Genomic DNA, 22,656 nt, shown 5'->3' with positions numbered 1-22,656 from the left:
TTGCACAGTGCGTCGAGGGGCGCGCAGAAACGGCACCAAGGTGGTCGATCAGACCCGTTGGAGCATGAGCTCTTCAGGGAGGAAGTGGTCCAAGGGCATTGGCCACGGCACATCGTCAACGGCTGGGGCGGGGAGCCGGTACGCGGACGTGAATAAGTACCATTCCGGGAAGGGATCCAGCGGTAGTGCCGAGTCGGATTCCGGGAGTGCGTCCCCGCTCATCAGGTTGTCCGGCCATCGTGGTGGCTCCCAGTCCTGGTGCTCACTGGGGTAGTGCCGCCCTGCCGGCGAAGTCCACCCGGGCGGGCTGTCCTTGCTGGCACCGGCTGGTGTCCAGGCAGAGCTGTGTTTGAGGCGGTGGTGCTTGCGGCACGGCTGGCCCAGGTTGGAGATGTCGGTGGTGCCGCCGTCGGCCCAGGCCAGGAGGTGGTCGGCTTCGTCGTCCAGTGACTGGTTGCTGCAGCCGGGGAACGGGCATCTGCCGTCGCGGAGGCGGAGCCACTGACGTTGGGCCTTCGTGAGCCGGTAGCTGGTCCGTCCGATTTCCAGCGGGGCACCGTCGCGGGGGTCGACCAGGACGCGGTAGAAGGAATCGGCGCCGTCGGCGATCAGGCGGCGGGCCGTGGACGGCGGGATCGGCCCGGACCCGTCCAGCATGGCCGGTTCATCCGTGGCGCCCAGCATTGACAAGACCGGGACAGTGATGAGGACCTGCGCCCTCGGGGACGGGACGTCTCCGGCCAGTTCCCCACCCAAGTCTGTGCCGCCGTCGGCCGTTCCGCCAGCGGTCCCGCCGCCGATGGCGTGGCCGCCGAGGAGCCACGTGGCGGCGATGTCGGCGCGGAGCTGGGTGAGGGTCCTGGCCTCGTCCGGGCTTTGCAGGGAGCGGGCGGCGGCGGTGGTCCGTTCCCAGATTCCCGCAGCTGTGTCGGCGGGAAGGTAGGCGGAGAGCCATGCCATGCCGTCCCGGTCCGGGTGGTACTCGACCCGCCGGTCCCCGGCACTCTTGGTGTGGCGTGTTTCGATGCTGACCGGGTGGTGGCGTTCCCGCCAGGTGCGTGCCTTGGCTCGGAAGCGGGACGGGACGAGGTCCCCGGCTGTGCATCCGCGGGCGGGGTTGGGGGCTTCGGGATTCAGGAAGTGCGCTTCCAGGGCGGCCGCTCCGCCAGGATCCAAGCTGGTGGTTTCGTCGACGATGATCCGGGCGTGCTGCCAGGAAATCTTCCCGGCCCCCAGTGCCGCCAGCGTCAGCGGGAGCGAGGTTGTCAGTGCCAGGGAGTCGGACAGGAGGGCTCCGGCGGAACGTTCGCTGACGGTCAGGACGCAGGCGACCTCGGCAACGGTGGCCATCTCCCGGGCGCTGCGGTCCTGCAGGGATGCCGTCGGTGATGCCAAAGCCCTGGTTGCCTCCACATAGAAGGCAGCCAGCCTGACTTTCAGCGCGGCGGTCCGGGCTTCCAGCCGGGCCAATTCGGCGAGTCCGTCCAGGCAGTCATCCGCCAGATCCCGCAGCGGATCGGTGCCGGGCGGGGGATCGGCGCAGGGCGAACCGGCCCGGTCCATGCCGGTTTCGATAATGGACGCAAGCGCAGCAGTGGAGGCCAGGACGGCCGCCATGGCCTCCCTGCTCTCCCCGCTCCAGGCTGTGCTGCTGTCCATACCCCCAGCATCTCAGGAGCCACTGACATTATTGATGCGGTTGCTGGAATCGCCATCAGCCGTTGCCGCCCTACGTGTTATTTTTCCTTCGGCCGGTAATAGGAGGACCCCGAAGGTGTCCGTTCCAACAGGCCGAAGTCGACCATGTAACGGCGCAGCAGCACGACATCGTCCGTATAACTGAGAAGCCGTTCATTGACCTGTCGTTCCGATAGGTCTTCGTCGAGCCTGATGGAATTGCTGACAATCCAGGCGAGGAGCTCCCGTCGTTCCGCCTTGTTGGCCGGATACCGCTCGATCCTGCCCAAGCGCAAAAACCGGTCCAATCCGGTCTGCGGCTGTCGCCGGGGTTGTTGCGTGAGAAGGCGGCGGAAGATCGCCCCGGACGCCTCCAGCTCGCCGGCAGCGTTGGGTTCGACGAGCCCGGACTCGAGCAGGGCAGTAACGGCCCGGTTTCGCCGCTGTTCGTTCAGATCAGCGATCGCTTCCGGGAGCTTGGCGCCGAGCACTACTTGAGCGTAAGCCGTCCGTGCATCATCGTTGCCGAGGGCTGCCAGCACCCGCCGCCAGTGCGGTCCGCCTTGCCTCGCTGGCCCGCTCCCGCCATCATCCCCGCTCTGCGTCTTGACCACCTGTACTCCTAGCCGCGTGCTTGGTTACCCTGCAAGATCGTAGCCTCCGTCCGACTGTGACCGACAGGGACTGCGGGCGGGCGCCGGCTGCGCCGCGTCGAAAGGCTGTTTCCCCGGCCCTGAACCGGTACGACGGCGGTCGTTGGGCAGGGAAATCAGCCCGCTCACGGTGTGAGCGGCCCCCGGAGGACGCGAAGCGCAAGGTCTGCGTCGCCGTCGATGATCGCCGCGTCTTTGAGGCTGGCCCTGCCCCAGAGGCCGAAGTACATGTCCGCTACCGACGCGGTGACAGACGCCGCCGCGGTACCGCTGCCCACGGTCCACGCGCCCGCCCCCGCCACATGGAACGCGATCGCCTGCTCCGGTGGCTGCATCCGCTCCAATCGCAGCTGTCGCGGGGTGAACATCGACAGGACCTCGTCGACGCCGTCGAGCATGAAATCCGCGGCGGGAACCGGCGCAGCAAGTCCGGACGCCCGGCTTGCGTCGATGAGGTGGATGGCATGCTCGTGCGCCTGGCGTCTAAGCCAGAAACCCGCCGTAGGTGGCGGAGGTCCAAAGTTCCAGCACGGTGCCGCGGGCTCAAGGGACGCCATCGTCTCTAAGAACGGTTCAGTGCCCTCGATGAACCACGCGGCGGCACCCGCGGCCGGGGGTGCCGGTTCGTCAACGTACTTCCCGCCACGAACCACAGCGGCGGCCCAGCGTTCGATGGAACCGACGTGCCCGAACAACTGGTCCAGGGTCCAGCCGGGGCACGCCGGAACGGAACGGGACAGCACATCGTCGGGCTGGCGGGCGAGTGCCGTGAGACTGTCCAGGAAACCGGCCAGTTCGGCGAGGTAGCGATCGGGCGACATGGCAAGAGCCTACGTGGCAACTGTTCTCCCCAAAAGCAGATCTTGCTGTCGTCTGAGGTGGACTGCCGGCCTGCGGTACAGCTGGCGATTGCCGAGGCCAGGGACCGCGCCCTGGCCTTACGGCCGCAGCTCCTCCTTTTTGACGAGCCGACCTCGGCGCTGGACTTTGAACTCGTAGGGGATGCCCTGACCGGCAGTTCGTGGACCGGCTGCTCAACCCGTTCTAGGCTGATAGATAGACGGCAGGAGGCCCGCCATGACAGTGCAGCTCGGCAAGTTTGAGAAATACCTGATCGAGGAGTTCTTCGAGACTACCGTGCCGGTGCCATGAGCCAACACACGTTCACGCGCCGGGATGCCCTAACGGGCTCTGAGGTCAGGCACGAGCTTAAGGTGTATCCCGGCGTCGACCACGCGTTCCACAACGACACCGGCGAGCGCTACAACGAGGCGCAGGCCACCGCAGCCTGGAACGACACGATTGCCTGGTTCGGCAAATATGTCTAGTCGTGCGCCCGCGGCCGGAACCAGCGTCCGCAACGGCCTGACGCTGAAGCTGATTCCCTCGGCCCTCGTGTCGCTCTCCGGCTTCGTCCTGTACGTCCTGGAACAGAAAGTTCCGGGGTACGGGCTGCTGGCGCTGGCCCTGGTGCTGGCGGGGTTCATTGACCGTGCGCTCCTCCGCGACCTCGCCCTGATCGCTGTCGGGCTCATAGCCATCAGCCTGGTTCCGATCACCACTGACATCAGCACCGGGCACATGGCGGTTATGGGCACGGCGATGATCATCGCGGTGGGAGTTCCTTACGCGATGTCCCGATGGGCCTTCAAGGAGCACGCTGTCAGGTTTCCCGTGCTGACCGGGCACCCATGGACGCGAACGGAAAAATGGTACCTCGCCGCCGTCGTGCTGATGGGGTACGCCCTGCTCCCGGCGTACATGGTCAATACCGGGGTATACAGTAACTGGCCCGCGGTATCGGACCCCGAAGGGATCTTCCGTCTCTTCCTGGGCACAAACGCGCTGGGCATCTGGGACGAGCTGTTCTTTATCTGCACCGTCTTTGCGCTCCTGCGCCGCCACCTGCCGCTCTCACAGGCCAACGTACTGCAGGCCGTCCTGTTTACCTCGTTCCTGTGGGAACTGGGTTTCCACGCGTGGGCACCAGTGTTTATCTTTCCCTTCGCCATGCTCCAGGCTGTCATCTTCACCCGGACGAAGTCACTGTCCTACATTGTGGCCGTCCACCTGCTGTTCGACTTTGTGCTGTTCCTGGTCCTGCTGCATGCCCACAACCGCGCCTGGATCGACATCTTCGTCTACTGATGCTGGAGCCCCGGGGCAGGAACCTCGCCAGCAAGCCGGGAATCCCGCTGCCTCCTGGGTAATGGAATTCTGTCCAGATCCTGTGCGGCGACGACGGCGGCCAGGCCCGCGCGGGCACGGGCCTGCTCCGCCAGCTCACTGACGTCGGTATAGCGGGACGAGAAATGCGTGAGGAGGAGCATTCCGGCCCCGGCGGTGGACGCCAGCGCGCCGGCCTGTCCGGCGGTGAGGTGAAGATACCGGGCGGCAAGCGCGGCGTCATCGTCGCTGAAGGTGGACTCCGTCACGAGGAGGTCCACACCGTCGGCGAGTTCCCCGGCGCCGTCGCATTCCGCGGTATCCATGACGAAGGCAAAACTCTGGCCGGGGCGAGGAACGCTCACGTCCGCCAGACGCACGCCGCGCACTGTCCCTTCACGCTGTAGCTGTGCGATCTCCGGCCCGGCGATGCCTGCCGCTGCGAGCTGATGGGGCAGGAGCGTTCGCCCCTCGGGCTCGACCAGCCGGTAGCCGAAAGTGTCGATGCGATGCCGCAGGGGCCGCACCTCCAGGCCGGGCGCGATCTGCCCCGGACCGTTGTGCGGATGCAGCCGCAGGTCCAGGCCGGGGGAGGCGATGGAGGCGAGGGCGCGGACCACGTCTCCGCCGGCGGCTGGAAAATGCAGGTCCACCGGGTGCTGCACGCCGTCGAGGACCATTCTCGAGAGCACGCCCGGAAGCCCGTAGCAGTGGTCCCCGTGAACATGCGTGAGGCAGATCCGCGTGATCTGGCTGGCTGAAACGCCGGCGTGGATCATCTGCCGCTGGGTGCCTTCGCCGGGATCGAAGAGCAGCCCTTGGCCGTCCCATCGAAGCAGGTAGCCGTTGTGGTTTCGGGTCCGGGTGGGAACCTGCGAGGCGGTTCCGAGGACGACCAGTTCACGCATGGGACTGAGTTTCTCACGTTGCCGCGGAACGCGCTCGCGGGCCGCACGCGGGCGCCGGCGCCCATGTGCGACACACGATATTAGGACAGAATAGTCGGGTGACCGATGCCTGTGACTTCGTGGATGCCTCGCTGCAGCGGGAGAGTTCCTGGCTCAGGGCAGAAGAGGCGCAGGCCAGGCTGGGCGACCGGCTTCAGTTCTACGGTGCATCCGTCGGCGCGGTGCGGGGGACCATCCGTGACATGCTGCGCCGCCACCGTGACCTCGTCCACGATGACGTCACTGCCCTCAGCACCGAGCTGTGGTCCGTGCCCGTCTTCGAGCGCCGCCTGGCGGCGGTTGTCCTGCTGCAGTCCAGGGTGGCCTTGCTCAACAACTCCGACCTCACCCGGATCGAGGGCTTTGTGCGGGAGGCGCAGCTGGGTGAGCTGGTGGACCCGCTCGCCGTCGACGTCGTCCGTCCCTTGGTGGCGGCGCTGGAAGGACAGGCGGGGACGCGGGCACATGCTGTGCTGGAGCGCTGGGCGCGGGATCCTGATCCGTGGCTGAGGCGCGCGGCCGCGCTGTCGCTTGCGGACGCCGCTCAGCCGCCGGCCCGACGCTCCACCACCGCGTAGGCCCTGCCCTCCAGGAACTCCCAGTCAGTAACCACCATGAACCCCAGGGCGCTGACGCGGTCGTTGAGGACCAGGACGTCGAAGCCACCGTCCCGCGGCTCGGCGTCCCACGTCGCCACATGCAGTTCCTTGCCCTCGAGGATCAAGAGCTCCGTGTTGACGTCGAAATCCTCCGGCGGCTGATCGCTCAGCTGGCAGATGGCCACGCAATAGTTTTTCACCTACGTATTCCGCTTCATGCGGGCACTTACGCAGGGAAGGCGTTGTTGTAGCGGTACATGAAGGCTGCCATGGCATCCCTGTGCACGGGCTGGACGGGACGGAAGGTCCTGGTGCCGTTCCCTTCGTCCCAGCCGGTGGAGATGTTCATCGACGCGAGCCAGTTGATTTCCTTGTAGAACTGCGTCTGCGGGACCACGTCAGTGAAGGGGGAGCCGCCCGGTGCGTTGTAGGCAGGGCTGCCGGCAAAGCGGTACATGAAGGCTGCCATCGCATCGCGGTTCACGGCCTGCAGCGGCCGGTACGATTTGGCGCCGTTTCCTTCGTCCCAGCCGGTGGAAATGCCCTTCGACGCGAGCCAGGCGATTTCCTTGTAGAACTGCGTCTGCGGTGTCACATCGATGAACGGGGAGGTGCTGGGCGGTGTGTAGGCCGGACTCCCGGCGAGCCGGTACATAAAGGCGGCCATGGCGTCGCGGTTGACGGCGAGCGCCGGACGATACGTGCTGGTGCCGTTGGCTTCAACCCAGCCGGTGGAAATCCCTTGCGAGGCGAGCCAGCTGATTTCGGTGTAGAACTGCGAGTTCGCGGGAACGTCCGTAAACGAGCCCGACGGCGACGGCGACGGGGACGGCGATGGTGAAGGTGAAGGCGACGGTGAGGGGGGCGGTGACGTTACGGGGGACTGGCCCAATGCCTGCGCCACTGTGCGGACCGACGTCGTACCGTTTGCTGTCCGCGCGGCCAGCCACGTGACGAACTCTTTGAACAGCGCGGGGCTGATGGACAGTGACGGATCAGTTCCGTTCGCAATTTCGTGGAACGTCAGCTGCAGCCAGCCGCCGGTTGTCTCGGCGTTCGTGACCGTCGCCTGCAGGTCCGCCAGGGTCCATGTGGCGGCCACCTGGTCCGGAGCCTTGGTGACCATGGGTTCCTGCGGCGGGAGCGTTTCGGCGACAGGGCAGTCGGCGCAGCTGGCGGGAGAGCGGATGTCGCCGAGGCCCCGGGAACTGCTGTACCCGCAGCCGCTGACTGCGTTCTGGGCTGTCTGGTTCACCGCCGCGAAGGGGTAGGCGAAGTTCCGGACGGTGAAGCCCCAGCCTTCGAGGGTGGACTTGCTGTTGCAGGCCTCCGCACTGGCGGCCGCTGCGCTGAGCGTTGTCATGTCCGGGTGGGTCACGCTGTGGCCGCCGATCTCGTTGCCGTCGGCCACGAGAGTGTTCAGGTTTGCCTGGGTGAGGAACCCGGACTGGCCCACAAAGGACGTGGTGATGAAGAAAGTTCCCACCAGCCCGTGGGCTTTCAGCTCCTGCGCTGCGGCCAACTGGCTGCCGAGTCCGTCGTCGAACGTCAGGCTGACGATGGTCGGCCCCGCGGCCTTCGAAGTGCCGGCCACGCCCGCCACTGTGCTGACAGCAAGCAGCAGCGCACCCAGGATTGCAACCCAGCGCCTGCCGTGCGGGCCTCCGGCCAAAGGTTCAGGGGGATCCGCCACGTGACGCGCGGGCTTGCGGACAGGCTGATTGGACCAACGCATGATGCCTCCAAGCGTGTGAGTCCCCCCGCAAGAACATGCACGTAGACTACGCCTCGTGGCGTCAAGGCAAAACACTCGACTTTGATTAACGCAGTACCCGAGTACACCGCAGCTACCTGCATTCCGCGCTTGGTTCGGCAGTGCGTTATCCGAATGTGACATCGGCCGAGGGGCGCGCGTACGGTGGGACAGTGCCGGTTATCTCCGATACGGGCACTCCCGGGCGGATTGCCTAACCCTGCCGCGGCCCGGGATCCGATCGAAACCATCCGGCAGGGACGGGGAAACCACTTTTGGCCTGCAGGATTGTTGTGCAGGTCTTCGGGGTGAAGCCGCAAGCCGTCTGCTGAGCGGACGGCAACTGCGGCCGGGTGTCTCCCATCCGAATCCGACAGCTAACCTCGCAGGCATCGGGAGAGGTTACTTCATGTCTTCACGCAAACTGCCCGCTCACCATCCGTCAACAGCGCCCGCAGGACGCTCCGGCGTCACAACGGCCCGCGGCAGAAGCAAGGTTGGCCGCCAGGCCGCGGCGATTGCGGCGGCTTCTGGCCTGGTCCTGTCCAGCGGGATGGCTGCGCAGGCCGCCGAGGCTCCCGCGGAACGCGATTCGGCACCGGCATCCGGCCTCGACGCCAAGGCCCAGGTGGGTGCCCCGCTCAGCGCGGACTCCCACGTCAGGATCAGCTTCGAGCGGCCGGACGTCAGCACCACCCCCGCTCCAGTGGAAGTGCCGGTTGAAGAGCCCGCCCCGGCAGAAGCGGTGGCCCCTGCTGCAGCGCCGGCACCGGTTGCCGCGCCGGCGGCTCCTGCCGTTTCCGTCCAGGTCCAGGCAGCTGCGCCGGCTCCGGCTCCTGCCCCGGCGGCCGGCGGTGTCAACGCCGCCATGGTTTCTGCCGCCTACGCGCAACTCGGCATCACCCAGGACTGCACCGCCATGGTGGAAAAGGCACTTGGCTCCGCCGGCATTCCCGTCGGCGACCTGGGACCCATGCAGTTCATGAACTACGGCTCAGTGGTGGGGGAACCCCAGCCCGGCGACATGGTGGTCCAGTCCGGCCACGTGGGCATCTACATCGGCGACGGACAGGTGATCAGCGGCGGCATGAACGGTGTCAACGCCACCGTCACGCACCCGCTGTCCTGGCTGACGGCCACCGGCGGCGTGACCTTCGTCCGCGCCGGAGCCTAGCTGCTGGTCCCGTTCTCCCCGAGGGGCCGGGAAACCGGATGACAGGCCGGTGATCAGCTGCCTTGGGGGCAGCCGGTCACCGGCCTTCCCTGTCGCCAGACATCTGCCCGGGGTTTCAGGGCGGGGAGATCGCGACCGGAACCGTGCTCTCGCCCTGTGCGAACTTGATGCGCAGGACGGCATCGCGGGTGTCCGCCGGGATAGTGAAGCGGACATCGCCCGTTTTGCTTGAATCGCCAGCCACCAGCTCGTTCAGGCCGGAATCGGGGGAGTGGCTGACTCCGCCGGCGCCGAGCCTGAACGCTGAGTCCCAGAAGTTGATGTCATACCTGCCGTGGTTGGTGCATCTGAGCGTGAACGTCAACGCGATCTTGCCGTACACGTCAGGGCGCGCACGGGCACCAAGAATTTCATATTCGACGTCGGCAGCCCTGTAGCGGCGCTCGGCCGGCAGTGCTACCGCCCACTCCGGGCTGTTACCGCCGCCGGACCCGGAACCCGACGGCGGGACAGCGCCGTCCGGCTGTGCGGAGGCGCCGGTGGCGGAGGAGCCCGCCGTTGAAGTGGCGGGCTTGCCGGCGTCGAACACCCCAAGCTGCCCCAGGCCAAGCAGCAGCCCCGTCACAGCGGTGATCACCGCTGCAGTGGCGGTCAGCAGACCGGGCAGCGTAGCCCACCAGCTGGTGGGTTTCTCCTCCGCCATAGGCGTTCCCCCTCGGTCCGGTGCCAAGGTCACGATCCGTTGTATCCCAATACTCCTGCCAGGCGGCCACCAGCGCCAGATCCCGGGTGGTGCCGCATGGAAGCCCGGCCGATACCCCGGCCTGCCAGTGCGGAACGGCCCTGTTATCCATGCCCCGACACTCGTACTCTGGTCTTTGGAGGTGATTGCCATGAAGGCAACCCAGGGAGACCGGATCACTATCCGGGGCAAGACGGTCGGATCGGCGGAGCGGCACGGCCAGATCATTGAGGTCCATGGCGCTGACGGAGCGCCGCCCTACGTGGTGCGTTTCGACGACGGCCATGAAACCACGGTCATTCCCGGCGGGGATTTCGTTATTGACAGGATCCACCCGCAGTAGCGAAGCCGCTGTGAACTGTGAAGCCGCTGTGAACCCGGGGGCTGGTTCGCTGCCTGGGCGCCAGACGCCGCCTGTCTGCTATTCGGGTGCCCTGGCGAACACTGCGGCGCTGACGAACTCGATGCCCGTAAAGGGCTCGTCTCCCTCGACCCATGCATCATGCCCTGGCGGGATGCTGTAGGAGTCGTCAGCGGCGATGGTGATCTGGCTGCCGTCAGAGGTCTTGACCGTGAGTTTGCCGGAAACGCAGAAACCAACGTGGCTGAGCTGGCATGAATCGGTCTGAGCGACGGGCTTGATGCATTCGGACCAACGCCAGCCGGGTTCAAAGGTGAATCTTCCGATGGTGTAGGCGTCGACGGATACAAGATCCACTTCCGTCTTGTCAGGGCGGCGCTTTTCGTCCGGAGAATTGTGCGACTTTACTGCGAGTTGAGCGACAACATTTGTGGTCATGGCTCTCTCCATCAATCGGAGTTGTGGATGGGGCTGTCCGGTCCCGCTAGCGCGACCGGACAGCGGAGTCGGTCTGCCTGGTCTGGATCGATGCGGCGAACCGATGATGTGATCGCTATACGATGCTCAGCTTCCTCCGATCCGGGATCCTTGTCGAGACCCGTCGGCGCCTAGAAACTGGACGAACTCCCGGACCCGGAAAAACTGCCTCCGCTGCCGCCATAGCCGGTGGTGCTGCCCCCGCCGCGGGCTGTGCTGACGCTGCCCACGCCGGTGCTGAACCCCGTGTTGAAGGCGGGGACTGAGAAGAAGTAGTACGACGGATAGACCGTGCCAAGGATGCTGGGCTCGTAGGTACGGCCGTGCTTGGCCTTGGTACCGGCCTGGGAGCTCTCCATTTCCTCGCGCATCAGCCTGGCTTCCCGGTCGGTCTTGGCGAAGCCTGCGATTACTGTGTCTGCGTGGTTTTTCAGGAGCTCAGTCAGGTGCGTCCGGGCATCCCGCAGCCGGTCCAGGGCCGTTTCCGGGCTGATGGTGCCCTCGGCGAGTTCGGCCGACCACCGTTCGATCTCCCGGTGGCTCTCGTCGCGGAAAGACCGCAGCGCCGCTGCGGTCGCTGAGTCGCCTGCGGCGTGCCGTTTGCTGAGCATTTGTTCCAGGGCTGCCAGGTCACTGCGGAACGGTGCGAGTTGCCGGTCCCACGCGGAAGCCCATGCTGATCCGCGGTTGAGCAATGCGTTGGTGTCCGCAATGACGTCATCCAGGGCATCCAGTTCAGCGGAAGCGTCGGCAAAATCCCGTACCAGCTTGAGGTTCGGCCGCCGGCTCATGGCCCGTGGAGTCAGCGCGTGCGCCCGGTTGGCCAGCTCGGTGGCTGTTTTGTACCTGGCCAGGAACGTGCGGTGCTTCTCCAGGACGGTGCTGCCGTACCGCGAGGACTCCGGAATGGTGCCGGCGTTCAGCTCGGTGACCTGAAGATCCATGCTGACGTTGGAGTAGCTGGCGTCCCCGCGGGCGAGCTCCTTGCGGCTGTCCGCCCTGGTCCGCCAGCGCACAATCAACCATGTCGCGGCACCGAGGACAGCCGCGGCCACAGAGCTCCATGCCGTCACCAGAAATGCCGTGGACCGGTACCAGGGCTGGTTGATCAGCTCCGCCCCGCGCCGGATGCCGGCGATGGTTCCGTCCGTCCATTGGGCATCCCGAAGCAAATCCTTTGAGGCGTCCTGGATGTCCTGGCGCTGTTCCAGGGAGACTTTACGGTCCTCGCCCATGTAGGTGCCCACATGGCGTCCCACCGGGTCCACGGCGAAAATGAACAGACCGTCCGCCCATTTCTGGCCGTCCCCGCTGATCCATTCCGGATGTTCGGCCCGGGCGAAGCGGAGGACTTCTTCATTGAGGTTGGCATCCGCCGAGCCCCGGTACGTGAATACGGCAACCCGGGTTGGTTCGTAGAAGTCGATGGCTTCCACCGCCGGGATCAGCCGGTTGAGGTCCAGGACTCCGGCACCGTCTTCCACCACAATCTCCACCGGCGGCTCCGCGAGGGCGGCGGCTGAACCGCAGAGCAGGCCGAGCAATACAAGCAACACGGCAGCCAGTGCTCTCCGCATGATTCCTTTCCCATGAGGCAACGATTGTCTTCAGCCTCGTTCATGCCAGCCACCGCTGATAGGGCCGAAAGTACCGTAGCTAGGGTGTGGGCAGTGCGACATACTGACCACATGGAAGCAGCGGCGGGAAGACCGAACAGGATCCTCGTGATTATCCTGGCAGTTATTGCCGTCCTGGCGGTGGCTGCCTTGGCTGTGGTCTTCTCGCGGGGCGAACCGGCCCTGCTGGACGAGTCCACGCCACAGGGCGTGGTGCAGCGCTACTCCGCAGCCGTCATCGACGGCGACGAGTCGGCGGCCACCGCCTACCTGACAGAATCCGCCCGGACGCAGTGTGTCGACTTTGAGCGGGCCTCCACGGACAACCTGCGGGTCACATTGGTGTCCACCACGGAGCGCGCCTCGTCTGCGGACGTACGGGTCCTGATCGTGGTGTCCAACGGGGGCGGACCCTTCGGGAACTCGGAGTACGAGACGGAGGACGTGTTTGACCTTGTCAAGACCGACGGAAAATGGTTGATCGATTCCGCGCCGTGGCAGCTCAGGGTCTGCACGAACCGGACGGTGAAGCAATGACCGCCGCCCGGACGGTGCCTGCTCCGGCGGCGGGTTCCGCCCAGCCGACGGTCCGCCGCCTCATCGTATACACTCTGCTTTTCGCCTTGGTTGTGGTGATGGCCATCGGCCTGAGCGGCCTGTTGGGCCGCCTCCTCGGCGCCGGCACGGTGCTTGTCGCAGGCGACGTGGCAGGCCTGGCCCGGTCGCTGGCGTTCACACTGATCGGCGGGCCCATGGCAGCCGCCCTCTGGTGGTTCGTGTGGCGGCGGCTCGACGACGCCGTTGAGCGGTCCTCCGCGGGCTGGGGGCTTTACCTGACCGGCATGTATGCGGTTTCGCTCATCACGTCTGCCACCGGGCTGCTCAGCGCCGCGGCATCCGTCATCGGAGGCGAACGTCTGGGGTGGCAGCTGTCACTGTCCCACGGGCTGGTCTGGGCAGGAGTGCTGGCCTGGCATCGCTGGATGTGGCGGCATCCGCGAAAGAGCCCCTCGCTGATTCCGGATGTTCCGACGGTGGTGGGGGCGGTCTTCGGACTCATCATCGGTGTGGGCGGCACTGTGACAGCGCTCGCAAATCTCCTCGACACTGCGATCCAGGGCTTTACGTCATCTGCGTCCATCGGGGATCCGTGGTGGAGGTTCGTGCTGCAGTCGCTCGCCTGGGGCGCCGGCGGTGCCGCCATCTGGTGGTGGCATTGGATCCACGACGGCGGGCGCCGGCTGAAAACGGACTTTGCCAACGTGGCGCTGGTGGTGGTCGGAATCCTCGGGGCCGTTCTCCTGACTGTGGGTGGCACCGGCACTGTCCTGTTCGTCCTGCTCCGGCTGGCCTTTGACCGCTCTGACCCGGTCGGCGAAATCCTGGAACCGCTTGGCGCGGCGATAGCTGCGGGCGCGGTGGGTTCCCTCATCTGGGCCTACCACCGGACCGTTTCCATGGGACGGTCAGACACCACCCTGCAGGCAGCAAAGCTAGTGACCTCCGGTGTCGGCCTGGTTGCTGCGGCCACCGGCATCGGCATCGTGGTCAACTCGGTTCTCAGCATCGCAGCGACGCCTCTGGCCGGCGACGGTATTCGTACCCTCCTGCTGGGCGGCATCAGTGCCCTGGCAGTCGGCGGCCCGCTGTGGTGGCTGACCTGGAAGCCCGGGGTGCCGCCGGAACCGACTGAACTTGGCCGCCGCGGCCGGCGCGTTTACCTCATCGCAGTCTTCGGCCTGAGCGCGATCGTCGCCGTCATCACGCTCCTGGTGATCGGGTACCGGGTCTTCGAATTCCTGCTCGACGACATCAGCGGCGGCAGCCTGGTGGACCGCCTCAGGGCGCCCTTGGGCCTGCTCGTGGCCACGGGACTCGCCGCCGGCTACCACTTCGCGGTATGGCGGCATGACCGTTCCCTCACCGCAGCCGCTGCGCCCCGCAAACGCACGGTCCGGAAAGTGATCCTGGTGGCCGGCGGTGACCCGGAGCCGCTGGTTCGCGTGGCGGCGGAGGTTACCGGTGCGACTGTCACCGTCTGGCGGAAGGCCGACGCCGGGACCTCCGACGCTGCGGACGCCGGTGCCGCGACTTCCGGTACTGCGACTTCCGGTACTGCGGAGGGTGCCGCGGGCGACTTGCCAGGACGGCTCGCCCAGGCACTGGAGGGTGTCGCGGCGGACCGCGTCCTCGTAGTCATAGGCCCGGGATCGCGGCTCGACGTGATCCCGCTGGGTTCGGACTGAGCAGGCTCACAACAGCGGCTAGATCCCGAACGTCCGCTTGTAGGTGCGCACCGCGTTGTTGACCGTGGGGAAGAAGTGGTCCGGTCCGAACCTGCTGCTGACGCCGAACTTGAGCAGGCGGTCCTTGACCGGTCCCTTCAACTCGGCAAAAACCAGGCTGATGCCCTGGCCGGCAAGTTCGTCGTCGAGCTCCACGAGGTCGTCCAAAGCGGTGGTGTCCAGGTCCGTGATGGCCTCGGCGGCCACAATGACCCATTTCACCGAGCCCGGGGCGTTCGCCACAAGATTGCGGATGTGTTCCGCGAAAACCGCTCCGTTGGCAAAGAAGAGCGGCGCATCGAAGCGGGCGATCACCAGGCCGGGGACGCGTTTGCCCTCCGGGTGCCGGCTGAGGTCGTGGTAGCCCGGGATGTCTTCCAGGCTCGCCAGTTCGGTGCGGTACGGATCCCACGCCCGCCGGATGAACGCGATCAGCGAGAGGGCAATGGCGATGACAATGCCCTGCAGCACCCCCACGAAAGCGACCCCAAGGAACGTGGCGATGAGCAGGACCGTTTCCATCTTGCTCATCCGGACCAGCCGGAGCAGGGTTTTGATATCCACCAGCGAGGCCGCTGCAACCATGACGACGGCGGCCAGTGTGGTGGTGGGGAGGAAGGCTGTCACCCCGGGGGCTGCCACCATGAACATCACTACCAGGGCCGCGGCCACGATGCCGCTGAAGGGGGTGCGCGCCCCTGCATCGAGCGCTATCGGTGTCCGGGATGAGCTGCCGCAGACCGGGAAGCCGCCCAGCATGCCGCTGGCCACGTTGGCGATCCCCAGCGCTCCCATCTCCTGGTTGCCGGTTGTGTGGATGCCGCGCCGTCCTGCGAGGCTCTTGGACAACGCCGAGGTATCGGCAAAGGCGATCAGGGCGATACCGGCAGCAGGGCCAATGAGACCGGCAACGTCGTCCATGGTGATGCCCTCAAGGGCCGGTGCGGGCAGGCCCGCCGGAAGCGCTCCGACCATGGGCATGGCATCCTTGAGGTCCAGGGCAGCGGCCGCTGCGATGGAGGCCGCCACAGCCAGGAGCACGCCGGGCACCTTACCGGGGAGGAAGCGGCCGGCCACGATGATTGCCACCGTCGCAGCCCCGAACAGCAGCGCCACGGGGTTGGTGGCTCCCCGCAGAACGGCTTCGGCCGTCTCCGCGGCCCGGGCCGGCAGCGAGTCTGCTGAGACCGTGATGCCGAGCAGCCTGGGAAATTGGCTGACCATGATGGCGAGCGCGATGCCATTGAGGTAGCCCACCCGGATCGGCTTGGACAGCAGTCCGGTGACGAAACCCAGCCTGAAGATCCGGCCGGCGACCAGGAAGATTCCAATGAGGATGGCCAGGACGCCTGCGAGCGCCACGGCATGGTCCGGATCCCGTCCTGCCAGGGGGAGCACAGCGGCGGCGATCATGGGCGCCAGCGAAGAATCAGGCCCCACGATGATCACCCGGGCTGGCCCGAAAACAGCGTAGAACAGCATGGGAACCACAGACGCGTACAGTCCCGTGATCGCGGGAAGACCGGCGGCTTCTGCGTAGGCCATTCCGGCCGGAATCAGGGCCGCGCTCAGGGCTGCTCCGGCGGCCAGATCCGATTGGAGCCAGGACCGCTGATATGTCCGTGCCAGCTGGATGCCCGGAACGGCTTTCAGGATCCAATCGCGGCGCACTGGGGGCCTCCCGGGCTGGTGGTCGGCGTCAGGGCTGCGGCGTTCCCTGGATGGGGCCGTAATCCTGGCCGTACTCCGCGGATACCAGGATGGGAAGGTGGTCCGAAGCACCGCGCGGCAGGGTTTCCACGCTCTCGATATCCAAGCCGAGTGACGTGGCAAAATCGAAATGGCCCTTGAAGACCTTGTACCGCGTGTAGGTCCGCCGGTCGCTGAGGGAGAGTTCGTAGCCGGAATTCTTCATGTGTTCGGTGAGGTTTTTGGTGAAGAACGGATAGTTGAAGTCGCCCACCATAAGCGTCATCAGGCCGCTGCCCATGCCCAGGAGCTCCGCGTGTGCCGCCTTGATCTGTTTGCGGCGCAACGAATTGGAGGCCGTCAGGGGCGCCGCATGGAATGAGGCGATCACCAGCTCATGGTCCGTTTCATTGTCCACCACCCGTGTGCCGATCAAACGCTCATGGGCCGGCGCCAGAACCCGGTCATGCAACGACTTCTTCAACGCGAACGTGTTGGTATCAAAGGCCGTGAATCGGTCCATCCGGTAGTAGATGGCGAGCCCCAGCCTGTTGCCCTTCGTTGAATCGGCCAGGTGAAGCGGGCCCAGCGTGTCCGGCAAATCCGTGGTGTCGCATTCCTGCAGGCACAAGGCATCTATCCCGAAGTCGCGGGCCAGATCCAGCAGTTCGCCGCGGGCCGCGTGCTTGCGAAGGTTGTAGCTGATGACTCGTATCAGGGGATTACCTCTTCCGAGCGTAGTTAGGAGAACCGACTCCTGAGTCTAGTCCGTGCATTGTGCTGAGCACAGGAAGACAGCACAGAAAGACACCACATAAACACTGCAGCATCAGGGCGGGGGACGCGGCCGTGCCGTCGTCCCCCGCCGTCCGGGCGGCCGTGCCGTCAGCGGCCGCCTGGACCGCGCACAGCCGTGTAATCGCCGGCTGTGACAGTGCCTTGCTTCCGGGCGCCGTCGAGCGTTCCTTCACCGAGGCCGGCGGTGACGCGGGCAGTGCCGCCGGTGTAAACGGTGTATTCCTGGCCGGCCGTGACAGCCGCGGAGGAGTAGACCAGCGAAGCTGCCTGCTTCGCCGTCACGAAGGTCGCCACCACAGCGCCGCCCCGCCGAAGCTGTTGTTCGCGAACGCGGACTGCAGCGTGGTGGCGTCATCCAGTACGACGTCGGCAACGTAGTAGGTGACGGTGCTGTCGCCGCTGCCGGTGGTCACCGTGGAGATGTTGATGGTGGAACTGTCCGAGTCATAGGAAGTGTCGGTGGTGACGGCGGAGGAGGTGCTGCCGGATTCGTTGGCGGTGTTTCCGGTGGCTGTGCCGGATTGGCTCGCCTGGTAGGCGGACACGTCCGAGATTTCCACGTGCTGGACCACAAAGCGGTCCAGCACCCATGCGGTGGCGCCACCGGCCGACAGGGTGAGGGCAACCGTCCCCGCCACGACGGCGCGCTGTACGCGGCTGCCCTTGCGCTGTTTGTTCTTGAGAGAAGTCATGCCCTTATTTCCAGGCTTCGGGCTTATGCCGGCCATGAGGCCCTGATATGAGGAAGCTGTGAGGATAAGGGGATGCTGCGGGCCGGCAGGCGATAGTGTGTTCTGGGATCATCACCAGCCATGCGAAAGGGTCGACGTTGACTGCTGCACTTCCGGAACTTGCCGAGGGCGGGTTCTATTACCAGTCATTGGGCGGCGGACGGTTCCGTTCCACGATTCACGCCCAGGGCGCCTGGAACGAGCATGAACAGCACATGGCGCCCGCCTCCGGGATCATGGCGGACTGCCTGGAGCGGCACTCCCCGCGGGACGACGTCAGGATGGCCCGCCTGAGTTACGAGATCCTGGGACTGATCCCGGGCGGCGACTTCGAAGTCGTGACCACCACGCTCCGGCCCGGACGCACCATTGAACTGCTGCAGGCCGAACTGGTTGCTGAGGGGCGGGTGGCCATCCGGGCCACCGCATGGCGGATGATCACCTCCGACACATCGGCCGTGGCCGCGGTGGAAGACACCCGTATTCCCGGGCCGGAGGAGTGCTCGCCATACGACGGCGCCAGCGTCTGGCCGGGCGGTTACATCCGGTCCCTGGAGATGCGCGTTGCGGACGGACACCGTCCGGGCTCCGGGACCGTCTGGTTGCGCACCTCGCATCCGCTCACTGACAAGGCGGACAGCGGCGACGTCGCACGGTTGATGGGGCTGGTTGATACTGCGAACGGAATAGCGGCGCGCGTGCCTCCGGGCAGGGACAGCTACGCATTCCCCAACCTGGACCTGCAGATCCACATGTACCGGAAACCCTCCGGTGACTGGCTGGGTCTGGACAATGCAGTTTCCTTCGGTGCGGATGGCATCGGCCTGACGTCAACAGTGCTCCACGACCTCGCCGGGCCTTTCGGCCGGGCAGAGCAGATCCTGACCCTCCGCAGGACGTAACTGCTGCGGAAGTGCGCCGGTGCGGCGCTGTTGTCGCTGTCCCTAGTTCTGGTGGAACACCAGCCAGCCGGCCAGTGTGGCCAGGCCGGTCAGCGCCGCGCCCCACAGAATGTCCACGATGATCAGCTGCAAGGGCCACGTTTTCAGCGTCGCGGCGTTGGTGAGGTCGTACGTGGCGTAGGCGAAGGTGCCCAGGGCGGCACCGTAGCCAACGGCGCTGAGCCAGCTGCCGCCGTCGAGCGCGGGGCGCAGGGCGAAGAAGACAATGCCGGCAATGTAGATCACGTAGAACACCACCGCGTACCCTAGATTGGGCTTGTCGGCCAGCAGCTCACCAATCTGTCGGCGGTAATAGGGGTTCATCGTCTTGAGCCAGATGGCGTCAATGACGGCGAACGCAGCGGCGACGACCAGGAATTGCAGAATGACCATGAGGGAGCTTAGCAAGATGCAGCATGCGGCCGGCGCACCCGCCACGCTGACCATTGTCCGGCAGGAGGAGTCGCTGGGTGCGGCGCGTGACCTCGAATTCGGCATCGAACTGTTGGGCCTGGCCAAGACCGGGCGGGTCGGCCCGACGCTCAGGCTCTACCGCCCCGCTCCCACCGTGGCCTTCGGCCAGCGCGACGCGCACCTTCCGGGCTTTGAGGCTGCCGCCCGGGCCTGCCGGGAACTGGGTTTTGAACCGCTGGTGCGGAAGGCCGGCGGCCGGGCCGCGGCGTATCACCAGGGAACGCTGATCGTCGACCACGTGGAACCGCATGCCGACGCCATTGCCGGTGCCAAGGGACGCTTCGCCGTCTTCGGCGAAATGCTGGCGGACGCGCTTCGAAGCGCCGGGGTCCACGCCGCCGTCGGCGAAATCCCGGGCGAGTACTGCCCCGGAGAGTTCAGCGTCCACGGCCTGGACCCGGCAGATCCGCAGCACAGGGTCAAACTGATCGGCACGGCCCAGCGGGTGGTCTCAGGCGGCTGGCTGTTCAGCTCGGTCATCGTGGTGCAGAATTCGGCACCGATCCGCCAAGTCCTGGAAGCCAGCTACGCGGCCCTGGGGCTCGACTGGGACCCTGCAACCGCCGGCGCGGTGGACGACCTGGTTCCTGGAATCGACGTTGCGGCCATCGAAGCGGCGGTCATCAACACTTACGGCGGATATGCGCAGCTGGACTACGCGGACTTCGCCAGCCTGCGGGGCTAGCCGGAGGCTGGGGGGTCTGCCCGGACGGCGGGCGGGCACGCAAAAGGCCGGGCACCCGCGGTGCCCGGCCTTATGAACTTCAAGAGATGGCGCCTAGGCCGCGAGCCGGCTCTTCACTTCAGCTGCCGACGGGTTGGTGGCGGCGGTACCGTCCGGGAAGAGTACGGTGGGGACGGTGCGGTTGCCTCCGTTGAGCTGTTCAACGAGGTCAGCGGTGCCTTCGACTTCTTCGATGTTGATCTCGGTGTAGCCGATGCCCTGGGCGTCCAGCTGCTTCTTCAGGCGGTTGCAGTATCCGCACCAAGTGGTCGAAAACATGGTGATGGTGCCGGATTCGGGGGTGAAATCCACGGAGTTCTCCTCAAGCTCGTTATTGCTCGTCGTTATCAAATCAGATGTCTTTGTCCTCAACCGTAACCCGGCTGCCGGTATTCCCCGGACGCCGGGCTGCCGAAGCCACGCCCGGGTTACGCCGGGTGACACTGCATGCGGGCGGTGGCATGCTGGTGCCATGTGTGGACGCTACGTGATGGCCAGGGCCGTCGGGGACCTGCTGGCAGAATTTGACGCTGAACTGGAAGAGGAGCTGGTGGTTCCGCCGTCGTGGAATGTTGCCCCGACCGCGGACGTGCCCATCCTGCTGGAGCGGCTGGTGGACGGCAGCCCGGTCCGGCAGCTGCACGTGGCCCGCTGGGGGCTGGTGCCGTCCTGGGCCAAGGACCCTTCCATCGGTTCGAAAATGATCAATGCGCGAAGCGAGAGCGTCCTGGAGAAGCCGGCCTTCCGCAAGGCGACCCGGTCCAGGCGTTGCGCGGTTCCGGCGGACGGCTACTACGAGTGGAAGGGTGAAGGCCGCAGCAAGCAGCCCTACTACGTGCACCCGAAGGACGGCCGGCCGCTGGTGTTCGCCGGTTTGTATGAATGGTGGAAAGATCCGTCCAAGCCCGAGGGAGACCCGCAGCGCTGGATGCTGTCCACCTCGATCATGACGACCGATTCGCCGCCGGACGGCTACGCCGGGGGAGTGCTGGCTGAACTCACCGCCCTGCACGACAGGGTGCCGTTGCCCATGGACCCGGGGACCATGCAGGCATGGCTGGATCCGCAGGCGGACGATGCCGCCGGGCTGGTGGATCTGGTCCGGGCCGGTGCGCACGACGTTGCCGAAGGCTGGACCATCGACGCCGTTGGCACCGCCGTCGGGAATGTAAAAAATGACTCGCCGGAACTTATCCGGCCGGTGGAAGGCCTGTTCTAGCCGGCTTTCAGACCGTGACGTTGCCGGCGGCGTCCACGGCCCAGGCGGGATTGAAAGCGATTTCCCAGCGGAATCCGTCCGGGTCCGCGAAGTATCCGGTGTACCCGCCCCATGGCTGGGTTTTTGGCGGGGCCACCACGGCGGCCCCGGCAGCCTCGGCATCGGCCATGACCCGGTCAACGTCCGCCGCGCTGCCCACGTTATGGCTCAATGTGATGCAGGGGACCCCGGCGGGGCTGTCCACGGCGGCCTCGGCCTGCATCTGGCCGGCATCCCACAGGGAAAGCATGAGGCCGTGGTTTGCCTGGATAAACACCACCTCGCCGGGGACTTCCCGGTGGACCGGCCAGCCGAGGCCGTTAACGTAAAAGTCGCGGGAGGCATCAACACTGCGGACGCCCAATGAAATGAAGTCGACTCGAGGCTGCATTCTTAGATACTGTCATGCACATGCCCACAAATCACGGACACGACAAAGACGCCCAGGCCGACAGGGAGCAGCTCGCAGCTGTCCGAGTGGCCGTCGATGAAGTTGATGAGCAGATTGTTACCCTGATTGCCCGCCGTGAACGCCTGATCCGGATTTCAGGCACGTTGAAGGGCGATGACGCGGAGGTCCGGGCTCCCGGACGGGTGGAGAAGGTCATCGAACATGTCCGCGCCGCCGCCGAGAAGAAGGACATCGACCCGGACATCGTGGAGAAGACCTACCGGGCGATGATCACGGCTTTCACCGAGCTTGAGATGAAAGTGCACAACGCCAGCAACTAGCTGCCGGCAATTAGCTGCTCAGAGGGATTCTTCCACGGGCACGTTGGCCTGATAGTCCCTGCCGTCGGCGTCGCTAAAGGCCGTCATCAGGTGACCCTTTTCCAGGCCCAGGACGGTACTCATGGGAAAGTTGCCGGTAATGGTGTTGCCTGAGTGCGTCACGCCGCTGAGGTCGAAATTCTCCTCTGTTCCGTCGTGGCTGAAGCAGTAGAAGGACACAGCCTCGCCGTTCATGAACTCAATGCCCATTCTTCGTTGATGGGAATGATCCGGCGTGGCCGCGACAAGCCCCACAACGTAGGCGCCCGCCCCGGGGATGTTTCCGTCTATATCAAAAGTCGCCACCAAGGTGGAGTCCTTGGCGGCGATGGCTACGTGCTTCAGGAGTGCGTCATGGGAGCTCATGGCTCCATCCTGCTCCCTGCGCTCCCGTCCGTCCACCCCTGATCGAGGTTTTGTCAGCGCTCCGGCACGGACCAATGATATTCGAATAAATATTCGAATATGAGCGCATGATGGAACGAGGTCGGGCCGGCGGTCCTCTGGCTTCAGGCCGGTGCCACCCGGACTCCATGACGCGCTACCCCGCGCCAGGTCTCAAACCGCCGTGAGGCCGGGCAGGAAGTTGATCCGCAGCGATTCGACTGAATGCTCACGGCCCATCCTTGAGCGCTATGGGTCCTCCGGGTGTCAACAACAACCCCTTATCGCTGGCACCGCTGAAGCCGGGAGACTGCGTGTAGGTTTTGTCCGGGCTCCGGCGTAGACTTGAATTATTCGAAGATATATTCGAACTAAGTATTTCAAATCGAATCAATTCAGTTTCTCCCTGCCAGCGGTGCGATCGCCCGTTCGGGGA

Annotated in this window: 28 protein-coding genes, 1 pseudogene and 1 riboswitch; of the genes and pseudogenes, 12 read left to right on the top strand and 17 right to left on the bottom strand. The window is 65.6% G+C overall.

Annotated elements, in window-relative coordinates:
• Positions 1-48: 48 nt before the first annotated feature.
• From ACSQ12_RS12205 to ACSQ12_RS12195, 3 genes are all read right to left on the bottom strand, one after another.
• Positions 49-1,659 carry a DUF222 domain-containing protein gene (locus ACSQ12_RS12205; RefSeq protein ID WP_436065570.1) on the bottom strand — a complete coding sequence of 537 codons (1,611 nt, stop codon included), beginning with the start codon at positions 1,657-1,659 and terminating at the stop codon, positions 49-51.
• A gap of 77 nt (positions 1,660-1,736) precedes the next feature.
• On the bottom strand, positions 1,737-2,291 hold the full coding sequence (locus tag ACSQ12_RS12200; RefSeq protein ID WP_436065569.1) for a DUF2087 domain-containing protein: 555 nt from the start codon (positions 2,289-2,291) through the stop codon (positions 1,737-1,739).
• Between the two features lie 164 nt (positions 2,292-2,455).
• Positions 2,456-3,151 carry a maleylpyruvate isomerase family mycothiol-dependent enzyme gene (locus tag ACSQ12_RS12195; RefSeq protein WP_436065568.1) on the bottom strand — a complete coding sequence of 232 codons (696 nt, stop codon included), beginning with the start codon at positions 3,149-3,151 and terminating at the stop codon, positions 2,456-2,458.
• Positions 3,152-3,256: 105 nt separating this feature from the next.
• On the opposite strand from ACSQ12_RS12195, the pseudogene glnQ reads away from it, so the two are divergent.
• From glnQ to ACSQ12_RS12180, 3 genes and pseudogenes are all read left to right on the top strand, one after another.
• A pseudogene (gene glnQ / locus ACSQ12_RS12190) lies at positions 3,257-3,340 on the top strand (glutamine ABC transporter ATP-binding protein GlnQ); the annotation flags it as partial.
• A 138-nt stretch (positions 3,341-3,478) separates the two neighbouring features.
• Positions 3,479-3,658, top strand: coding sequence for a dienelactone hydrolase family protein (locus ACSQ12_RS12185; protein WP_436065567.1), 180 nt, complete (start codon positions 3,479-3,481; stop codon positions 3,656-3,658).
• Complete coding sequence (locus ACSQ12_RS12180; protein ID WP_436065566.1) at positions 3,651-4,478, top strand: CPBP family intramembrane glutamic endopeptidase; 828 nt, start codon at positions 3,651-3,653, stop codon at positions 4,476-4,478. Before ACSQ12_RS12185 ends, ACSQ12_RS12180 begins: the two co-directional genes overlap by 8 nt.
• On the opposite strand, the gene ACSQ12_RS12175 is transcribed toward ACSQ12_RS12180, so the two are convergent.
• The gene (locus ACSQ12_RS12175; RefSeq protein ID WP_436065565.1) at positions 4,472-5,404 is read right to left on the bottom strand and encodes a ribonuclease Z; all 933 of its coding nucleotides are present in this window, start codon (positions 5,402-5,404) and stop codon (positions 4,472-4,474) included. The two genes, ACSQ12_RS12180 and ACSQ12_RS12175, sit on opposite strands and share 7 nt — an antisense overlap.
• A gap of 98 nt (positions 5,405-5,502) precedes the next feature.
• Between ACSQ12_RS12175 and ACSQ12_RS12170 the strand changes: the two genes are divergently transcribed.
• Entirely contained in the window at positions 5,503-6,021 is a 519-nt protein-coding gene (locus ACSQ12_RS12170; RefSeq protein ID WP_436065564.1) for a DNA alkylation repair protein, read from the top strand.
• Here ACSQ12_RS12170 and ACSQ12_RS12165 read toward each other — a convergent pair.
• Entirely contained in the window at positions 5,988-6,242 is a 255-nt protein-coding gene (locus ACSQ12_RS12165) for a hypothetical protein (protein WP_209744286.1), read from the bottom strand. The genes ACSQ12_RS12170 and ACSQ12_RS12165 overlap by 34 nt on opposite strands.
• Before the next feature lie 26 nt (positions 6,243-6,268).
• Positions 6,269-7,777, bottom strand: coding sequence for a polysaccharide deacetylase family protein (locus ACSQ12_RS12160; RefSeq protein ID WP_436065563.1), 1,509 nt, complete (start codon positions 7,775-7,777; stop codon positions 6,269-6,271).
• Positions 7,778-8,006: 229 nt separating this feature from the next.
• Positions 8,007-8,201: riboswitch (cyclic di-AMP (ydaO/yuaA leader) on the top strand.
• A 3-nt stretch (positions 8,202-8,204) separates the two neighbouring features.
• Here ACSQ12_RS12160 and ACSQ12_RS12155 point away from each other — a divergent pair.
• On the top strand, positions 8,205-8,969 hold the full coding sequence (locus ACSQ12_RS12155) for an NlpC/P60 family protein (RefSeq protein ID WP_436065562.1): 765 nt from the start codon (positions 8,205-8,207) through the stop codon (positions 8,967-8,969).
• A 115-nt stretch (positions 8,970-9,084) separates the two neighbouring features.
• Here ACSQ12_RS12155 and ACSQ12_RS12150 read toward each other — a convergent pair whose 3' ends face one another.
• Positions 9,085-9,672, bottom strand: a complete 588-nt coding sequence (locus tag ACSQ12_RS12150) for a hypothetical protein (protein WP_436065561.1) — start codon at positions 9,670-9,672, stop codon at positions 9,085-9,087.
• 190 nt (positions 9,673-9,862) lie between these two features.
• On the opposite strand from ACSQ12_RS12150, the gene ACSQ12_RS12145 reads away from it, so the two are divergent.
• Positions 9,863-10,054, top strand: coding sequence for a DUF1918 domain-containing protein (locus ACSQ12_RS12145; protein ID WP_209744297.1), 192 nt, complete (start codon positions 9,863-9,865; stop codon positions 10,052-10,054).
• A 78-nt stretch (positions 10,055-10,132) separates the two neighbouring features.
• Here ACSQ12_RS12145 and ACSQ12_RS12140 read toward each other — a convergent pair whose 3' ends face one another.
• Both ACSQ12_RS12140 and ACSQ12_RS12135 read right to left on the bottom strand, forming a co-directional pair.
• The gene (locus ACSQ12_RS12140) at positions 10,133-10,510 is read right to left on the bottom strand and encodes a cupin domain-containing protein (RefSeq protein ID WP_209744299.1); all 378 of its coding nucleotides are present in this window, start codon (positions 10,508-10,510) and stop codon (positions 10,133-10,135) included.
• Between the two features lie 170 nt (positions 10,511-10,680).
• The gene (locus ACSQ12_RS12135; protein WP_436065560.1) at positions 10,681-12,126 is read right to left on the bottom strand and encodes a DUF5129 domain-containing protein; all 1,446 of its coding nucleotides are present in this window, start codon (positions 12,124-12,126) and stop codon (positions 10,681-10,683) included.
• A gap of 147 nt (positions 12,127-12,273) precedes the next feature.
• Between ACSQ12_RS12135 and ACSQ12_RS12130 the strand changes: the two genes are divergently transcribed.
• The gene (locus ACSQ12_RS12130; RefSeq protein WP_307864405.1) at positions 12,274-12,702 is read left to right on the top strand and encodes a hypothetical protein; all 429 of its coding nucleotides are present in this window, start codon (positions 12,274-12,276) and stop codon (positions 12,700-12,702) included.
• Positions 12,639-14,411 carry a DUF5671 domain-containing protein gene (locus tag ACSQ12_RS12125; protein WP_436065559.1) on the top strand — a complete coding sequence of 591 codons (1,773 nt, stop codon included), beginning with the start codon at positions 12,639-12,641 and terminating at the stop codon, positions 14,409-14,411. The genes ACSQ12_RS12130 and ACSQ12_RS12125 overlap by 64 nt, the downstream gene beginning before the upstream one ends.
• An 18-nt stretch (positions 14,412-14,429) precedes the next feature.
• Here ACSQ12_RS12125 and ACSQ12_RS12120 read toward each other — a convergent pair whose 3' ends face one another.
• From ACSQ12_RS12120 to ACSQ12_RS12105, 4 genes are all read right to left on the bottom strand, one after another.
• Positions 14,430-16,121: a SulP family inorganic anion transporter gene (locus ACSQ12_RS12120; RefSeq protein WP_436065558.1), complete on the bottom strand. Its 1,692-nt coding sequence runs from the start codon at positions 16,119-16,121 to the stop codon at positions 14,430-14,432.
• 28 nt (positions 16,122-16,149) lie between these two features.
• Entirely contained in the window at positions 16,150-16,854 is a 705-nt protein-coding gene (locus ACSQ12_RS12115) for an endonuclease/exonuclease/phosphatase family protein (RefSeq protein WP_043429816.1), read from the bottom strand.
• A gap of 170 nt (positions 16,855-17,024) precedes the next feature.
• Positions 17,025-17,219 (bottom strand): hypothetical protein, encoded by a 195-nt coding sequence (locus ACSQ12_RS12110; RefSeq protein WP_436065557.1) that lies wholly within the window; start codon positions 17,217-17,219, stop codon positions 17,025-17,027.
• A complete protein-coding gene (locus tag ACSQ12_RS12105; RefSeq protein WP_436065556.1) occupies positions 17,216-17,629 on the bottom strand; it encodes a hypothetical protein in 414 nt (137 codons plus the stop codon). The genes ACSQ12_RS12110 and ACSQ12_RS12105 overlap by 4 nt, the downstream gene beginning before the upstream one ends.
• A 137-nt stretch (positions 17,630-17,766) precedes the next feature.
• Here ACSQ12_RS12105 and ACSQ12_RS12100 point away from each other — a divergent pair, with 137 nt between their 5' ends.
• Positions 17,767-18,570 (top strand): thioesterase family protein, encoded by an 804-nt coding sequence (locus ACSQ12_RS12100; RefSeq protein WP_436065555.1) that lies wholly within the window; start codon positions 17,767-17,769, stop codon positions 18,568-18,570.
• 42 nt (positions 18,571-18,612) lie between these two features.
• Here ACSQ12_RS12100 and ACSQ12_RS12095 read toward each other — a convergent pair whose 3' ends face one another.
• Positions 18,613-19,002: a DUF2177 family protein gene (locus ACSQ12_RS12095; protein ID WP_436065554.1), complete on the bottom strand. Its 390-nt coding sequence runs from the start codon at positions 19,000-19,002 to the stop codon at positions 18,613-18,615.
• Between the two features lie 16 nt (positions 19,003-19,018).
• Here ACSQ12_RS12095 and ACSQ12_RS12090 point away from each other — a divergent pair, with 16 nt between their 5' ends.
• Complete coding sequence (locus tag ACSQ12_RS12090; protein ID WP_436066994.1) at positions 19,019-19,768, top strand: lipoate--protein ligase family protein; 750 nt, start codon at positions 19,019-19,021, stop codon at positions 19,766-19,768.
• A 93-nt stretch (positions 19,769-19,861) separates the two neighbouring features.
• On the opposite strand, the gene ACSQ12_RS12085 is transcribed toward ACSQ12_RS12090, so the two are convergent.
• Positions 19,862-20,119: a mycoredoxin gene (locus tag ACSQ12_RS12085; RefSeq protein ID WP_011692168.1), complete on the bottom strand. Its 258-nt coding sequence runs from the start codon at positions 20,117-20,119 to the stop codon at positions 19,862-19,864.
• 178 nt (positions 20,120-20,297) lie between these two features.
• Here ACSQ12_RS12085 and ACSQ12_RS12080 point away from each other — a divergent pair, with 178 nt between their 5' ends.
• Complete coding sequence (locus tag ACSQ12_RS12080; protein WP_436066993.1) at positions 20,298-21,026, top strand: SOS response-associated peptidase; 729 nt, start codon at positions 20,298-20,300, stop codon at positions 21,024-21,026.
• Between the two features lie 7 nt (positions 21,027-21,033).
• Here ACSQ12_RS12080 and ACSQ12_RS12075 read toward each other — a convergent pair whose 3' ends face one another.
• Positions 21,034-21,456, bottom strand: coding sequence for a VOC family protein (locus ACSQ12_RS12075; protein WP_436065553.1), 423 nt, complete (start codon positions 21,454-21,456; stop codon positions 21,034-21,036).
• Between the two features lie 14 nt (positions 21,457-21,470).
• Between ACSQ12_RS12075 and ACSQ12_RS12070 the strand changes: the two genes are divergently transcribed.
• The gene (locus ACSQ12_RS12070) at positions 21,471-21,797 is read left to right on the top strand and encodes a chorismate mutase (RefSeq protein WP_011692165.1); all 327 of its coding nucleotides are present in this window, start codon (positions 21,471-21,473) and stop codon (positions 21,795-21,797) included.
• An 18-nt stretch (positions 21,798-21,815) separates the two neighbouring features.
• Here the strand turns inward: ACSQ12_RS12070 and ACSQ12_RS12065 are convergent, their stop codons facing one another.
• Positions 21,816-22,202, bottom strand: coding sequence for a hypothetical protein (locus ACSQ12_RS12065; protein WP_209744337.1), 387 nt, complete (start codon positions 22,200-22,202; stop codon positions 21,816-21,818).
• Between the last annotated feature and the right edge of the window lie 454 nt (positions 22,203-22,656).

This window comes from Arthrobacter sp. LjRoot14 (genome assembly GCF_964253905.1).
Lineage (GTDB): Bacteria > Actinomycetota > Actinomycetes > Actinomycetales > Micrococcaceae > Arthrobacter.
This window is presented reverse-complemented; position numbering and strand designations above follow the sequence as displayed.

Excerpts from the sequence above, each read along its gene's own strand:
- ACSQ12_RS12175 (WP_436065565.1), bottom strand. The coding sequence starts at position 5,404 with ATGCGTGAACTGGTCGTCCTCGGAACCGCCTCGCAGGTTCCCACCCGG.
- ACSQ12_RS12195 (WP_436065568.1), bottom strand. The coding sequence starts at position 3,151 with ATGTCGCCCGATCGCTACCTCGCCGAACTGGCCGGTTTCCTGGACAGT.
- ACSQ12_RS12105 (WP_436065556.1), bottom strand. The coding sequence starts at position 17,629 with ATGACTTCTCTCAAGAACAAACAGCGCAAGGGCAGCCGCGTACAGCGC.
- ACSQ12_RS12090 (WP_436066994.1), top strand. The coding sequence starts at position 19,019 with ATGCAGCATGCGGCCGGCGCACCCGCCACGCTGACCATTGTCCGGCAG.
- ACSQ12_RS12065 (WP_209744337.1), bottom strand. The coding sequence starts at position 22,202 with ATGAGCTCCCATGACGCACTCCTGAAGCACGTAGCCATCGCCGCCAAG.
- ACSQ12_RS12140 (WP_209744299.1), bottom strand. The coding sequence starts at position 10,510 with ATGACCACAAATGTTGTCGCTCAACTCGCAGTAAAGTCGCACAATTCT.
- ACSQ12_RS12205 (WP_436065570.1), bottom strand. The coding sequence starts at position 1,659 with ATGGACAGCAGCACAGCCTGGAGCGGGGAGAGCAGGGAGGCCATGGCG.
- ACSQ12_RS12095 (WP_436065554.1), bottom strand. The coding sequence starts at position 19,002 with ATGGTCATTCTGCAATTCCTGGTCGTCGCCGCTGCGTTCGCCGTCATT.
- ACSQ12_RS12185 (WP_436065567.1), top strand. The coding sequence starts at position 3,479 with ATGAGCCAACACACGTTCACGCGCCGGGATGCCCTAACGGGCTCTGAG.
- ACSQ12_RS12080 (WP_436066993.1), top strand. The coding sequence starts at position 20,298 with ATGGCCAGGGCCGTCGGGGACCTGCTGGCAGAATTTGACGCTGAACTG.
- ACSQ12_RS12135 (WP_436065560.1), bottom strand. The coding sequence starts at position 12,126 with ATGCGGAGAGCACTGGCTGCCGTGTTGCTTGTATTGCTCGGCCTGCTC.
- ACSQ12_RS12155 (WP_436065562.1), top strand. The coding sequence starts at position 8,205 with ATGTCTTCACGCAAACTGCCCGCTCACCATCCGTCAACAGCGCCCGCA.
- ACSQ12_RS12125 (WP_436065559.1), top strand. The coding sequence starts at position 12,639 with ATGGTTGATCGATTCCGCGCCGTGGCAGCTCAGGGTCTGCACGAACCG.
- ACSQ12_RS12075 (WP_436065553.1), bottom strand. The coding sequence starts at position 21,456 with ATGCAGCCTCGAGTCGACTTCATTTCATTGGGCGTCCGCAGTGTTGAT.
- ACSQ12_RS12180 (WP_436065566.1), top strand. The coding sequence starts at position 3,651 with ATGTCTAGTCGTGCGCCCGCGGCCGGAACCAGCGTCCGCAACGGCCTG.
- ACSQ12_RS12070 (WP_011692165.1), top strand. The coding sequence starts at position 21,471 with ATGCACATGCCCACAAATCACGGACACGACAAAGACGCCCAGGCCGAC.
- ACSQ12_RS12160 (WP_436065563.1), bottom strand. The coding sequence starts at position 7,777 with ATGCGTTGGTCCAATCAGCCTGTCCGCAAGCCCGCGCGTCACGTGGCG.
- ACSQ12_RS12145 (WP_209744297.1), top strand. The coding sequence starts at position 9,863 with ATGAAGGCAACCCAGGGAGACCGGATCACTATCCGGGGCAAGACGGTC.
- ACSQ12_RS12150 (WP_436065561.1), bottom strand. The coding sequence starts at position 9,672 with ATGGCGGAGGAGAAACCCACCAGCTGGTGGGCTACGCTGCCCGGTCTG.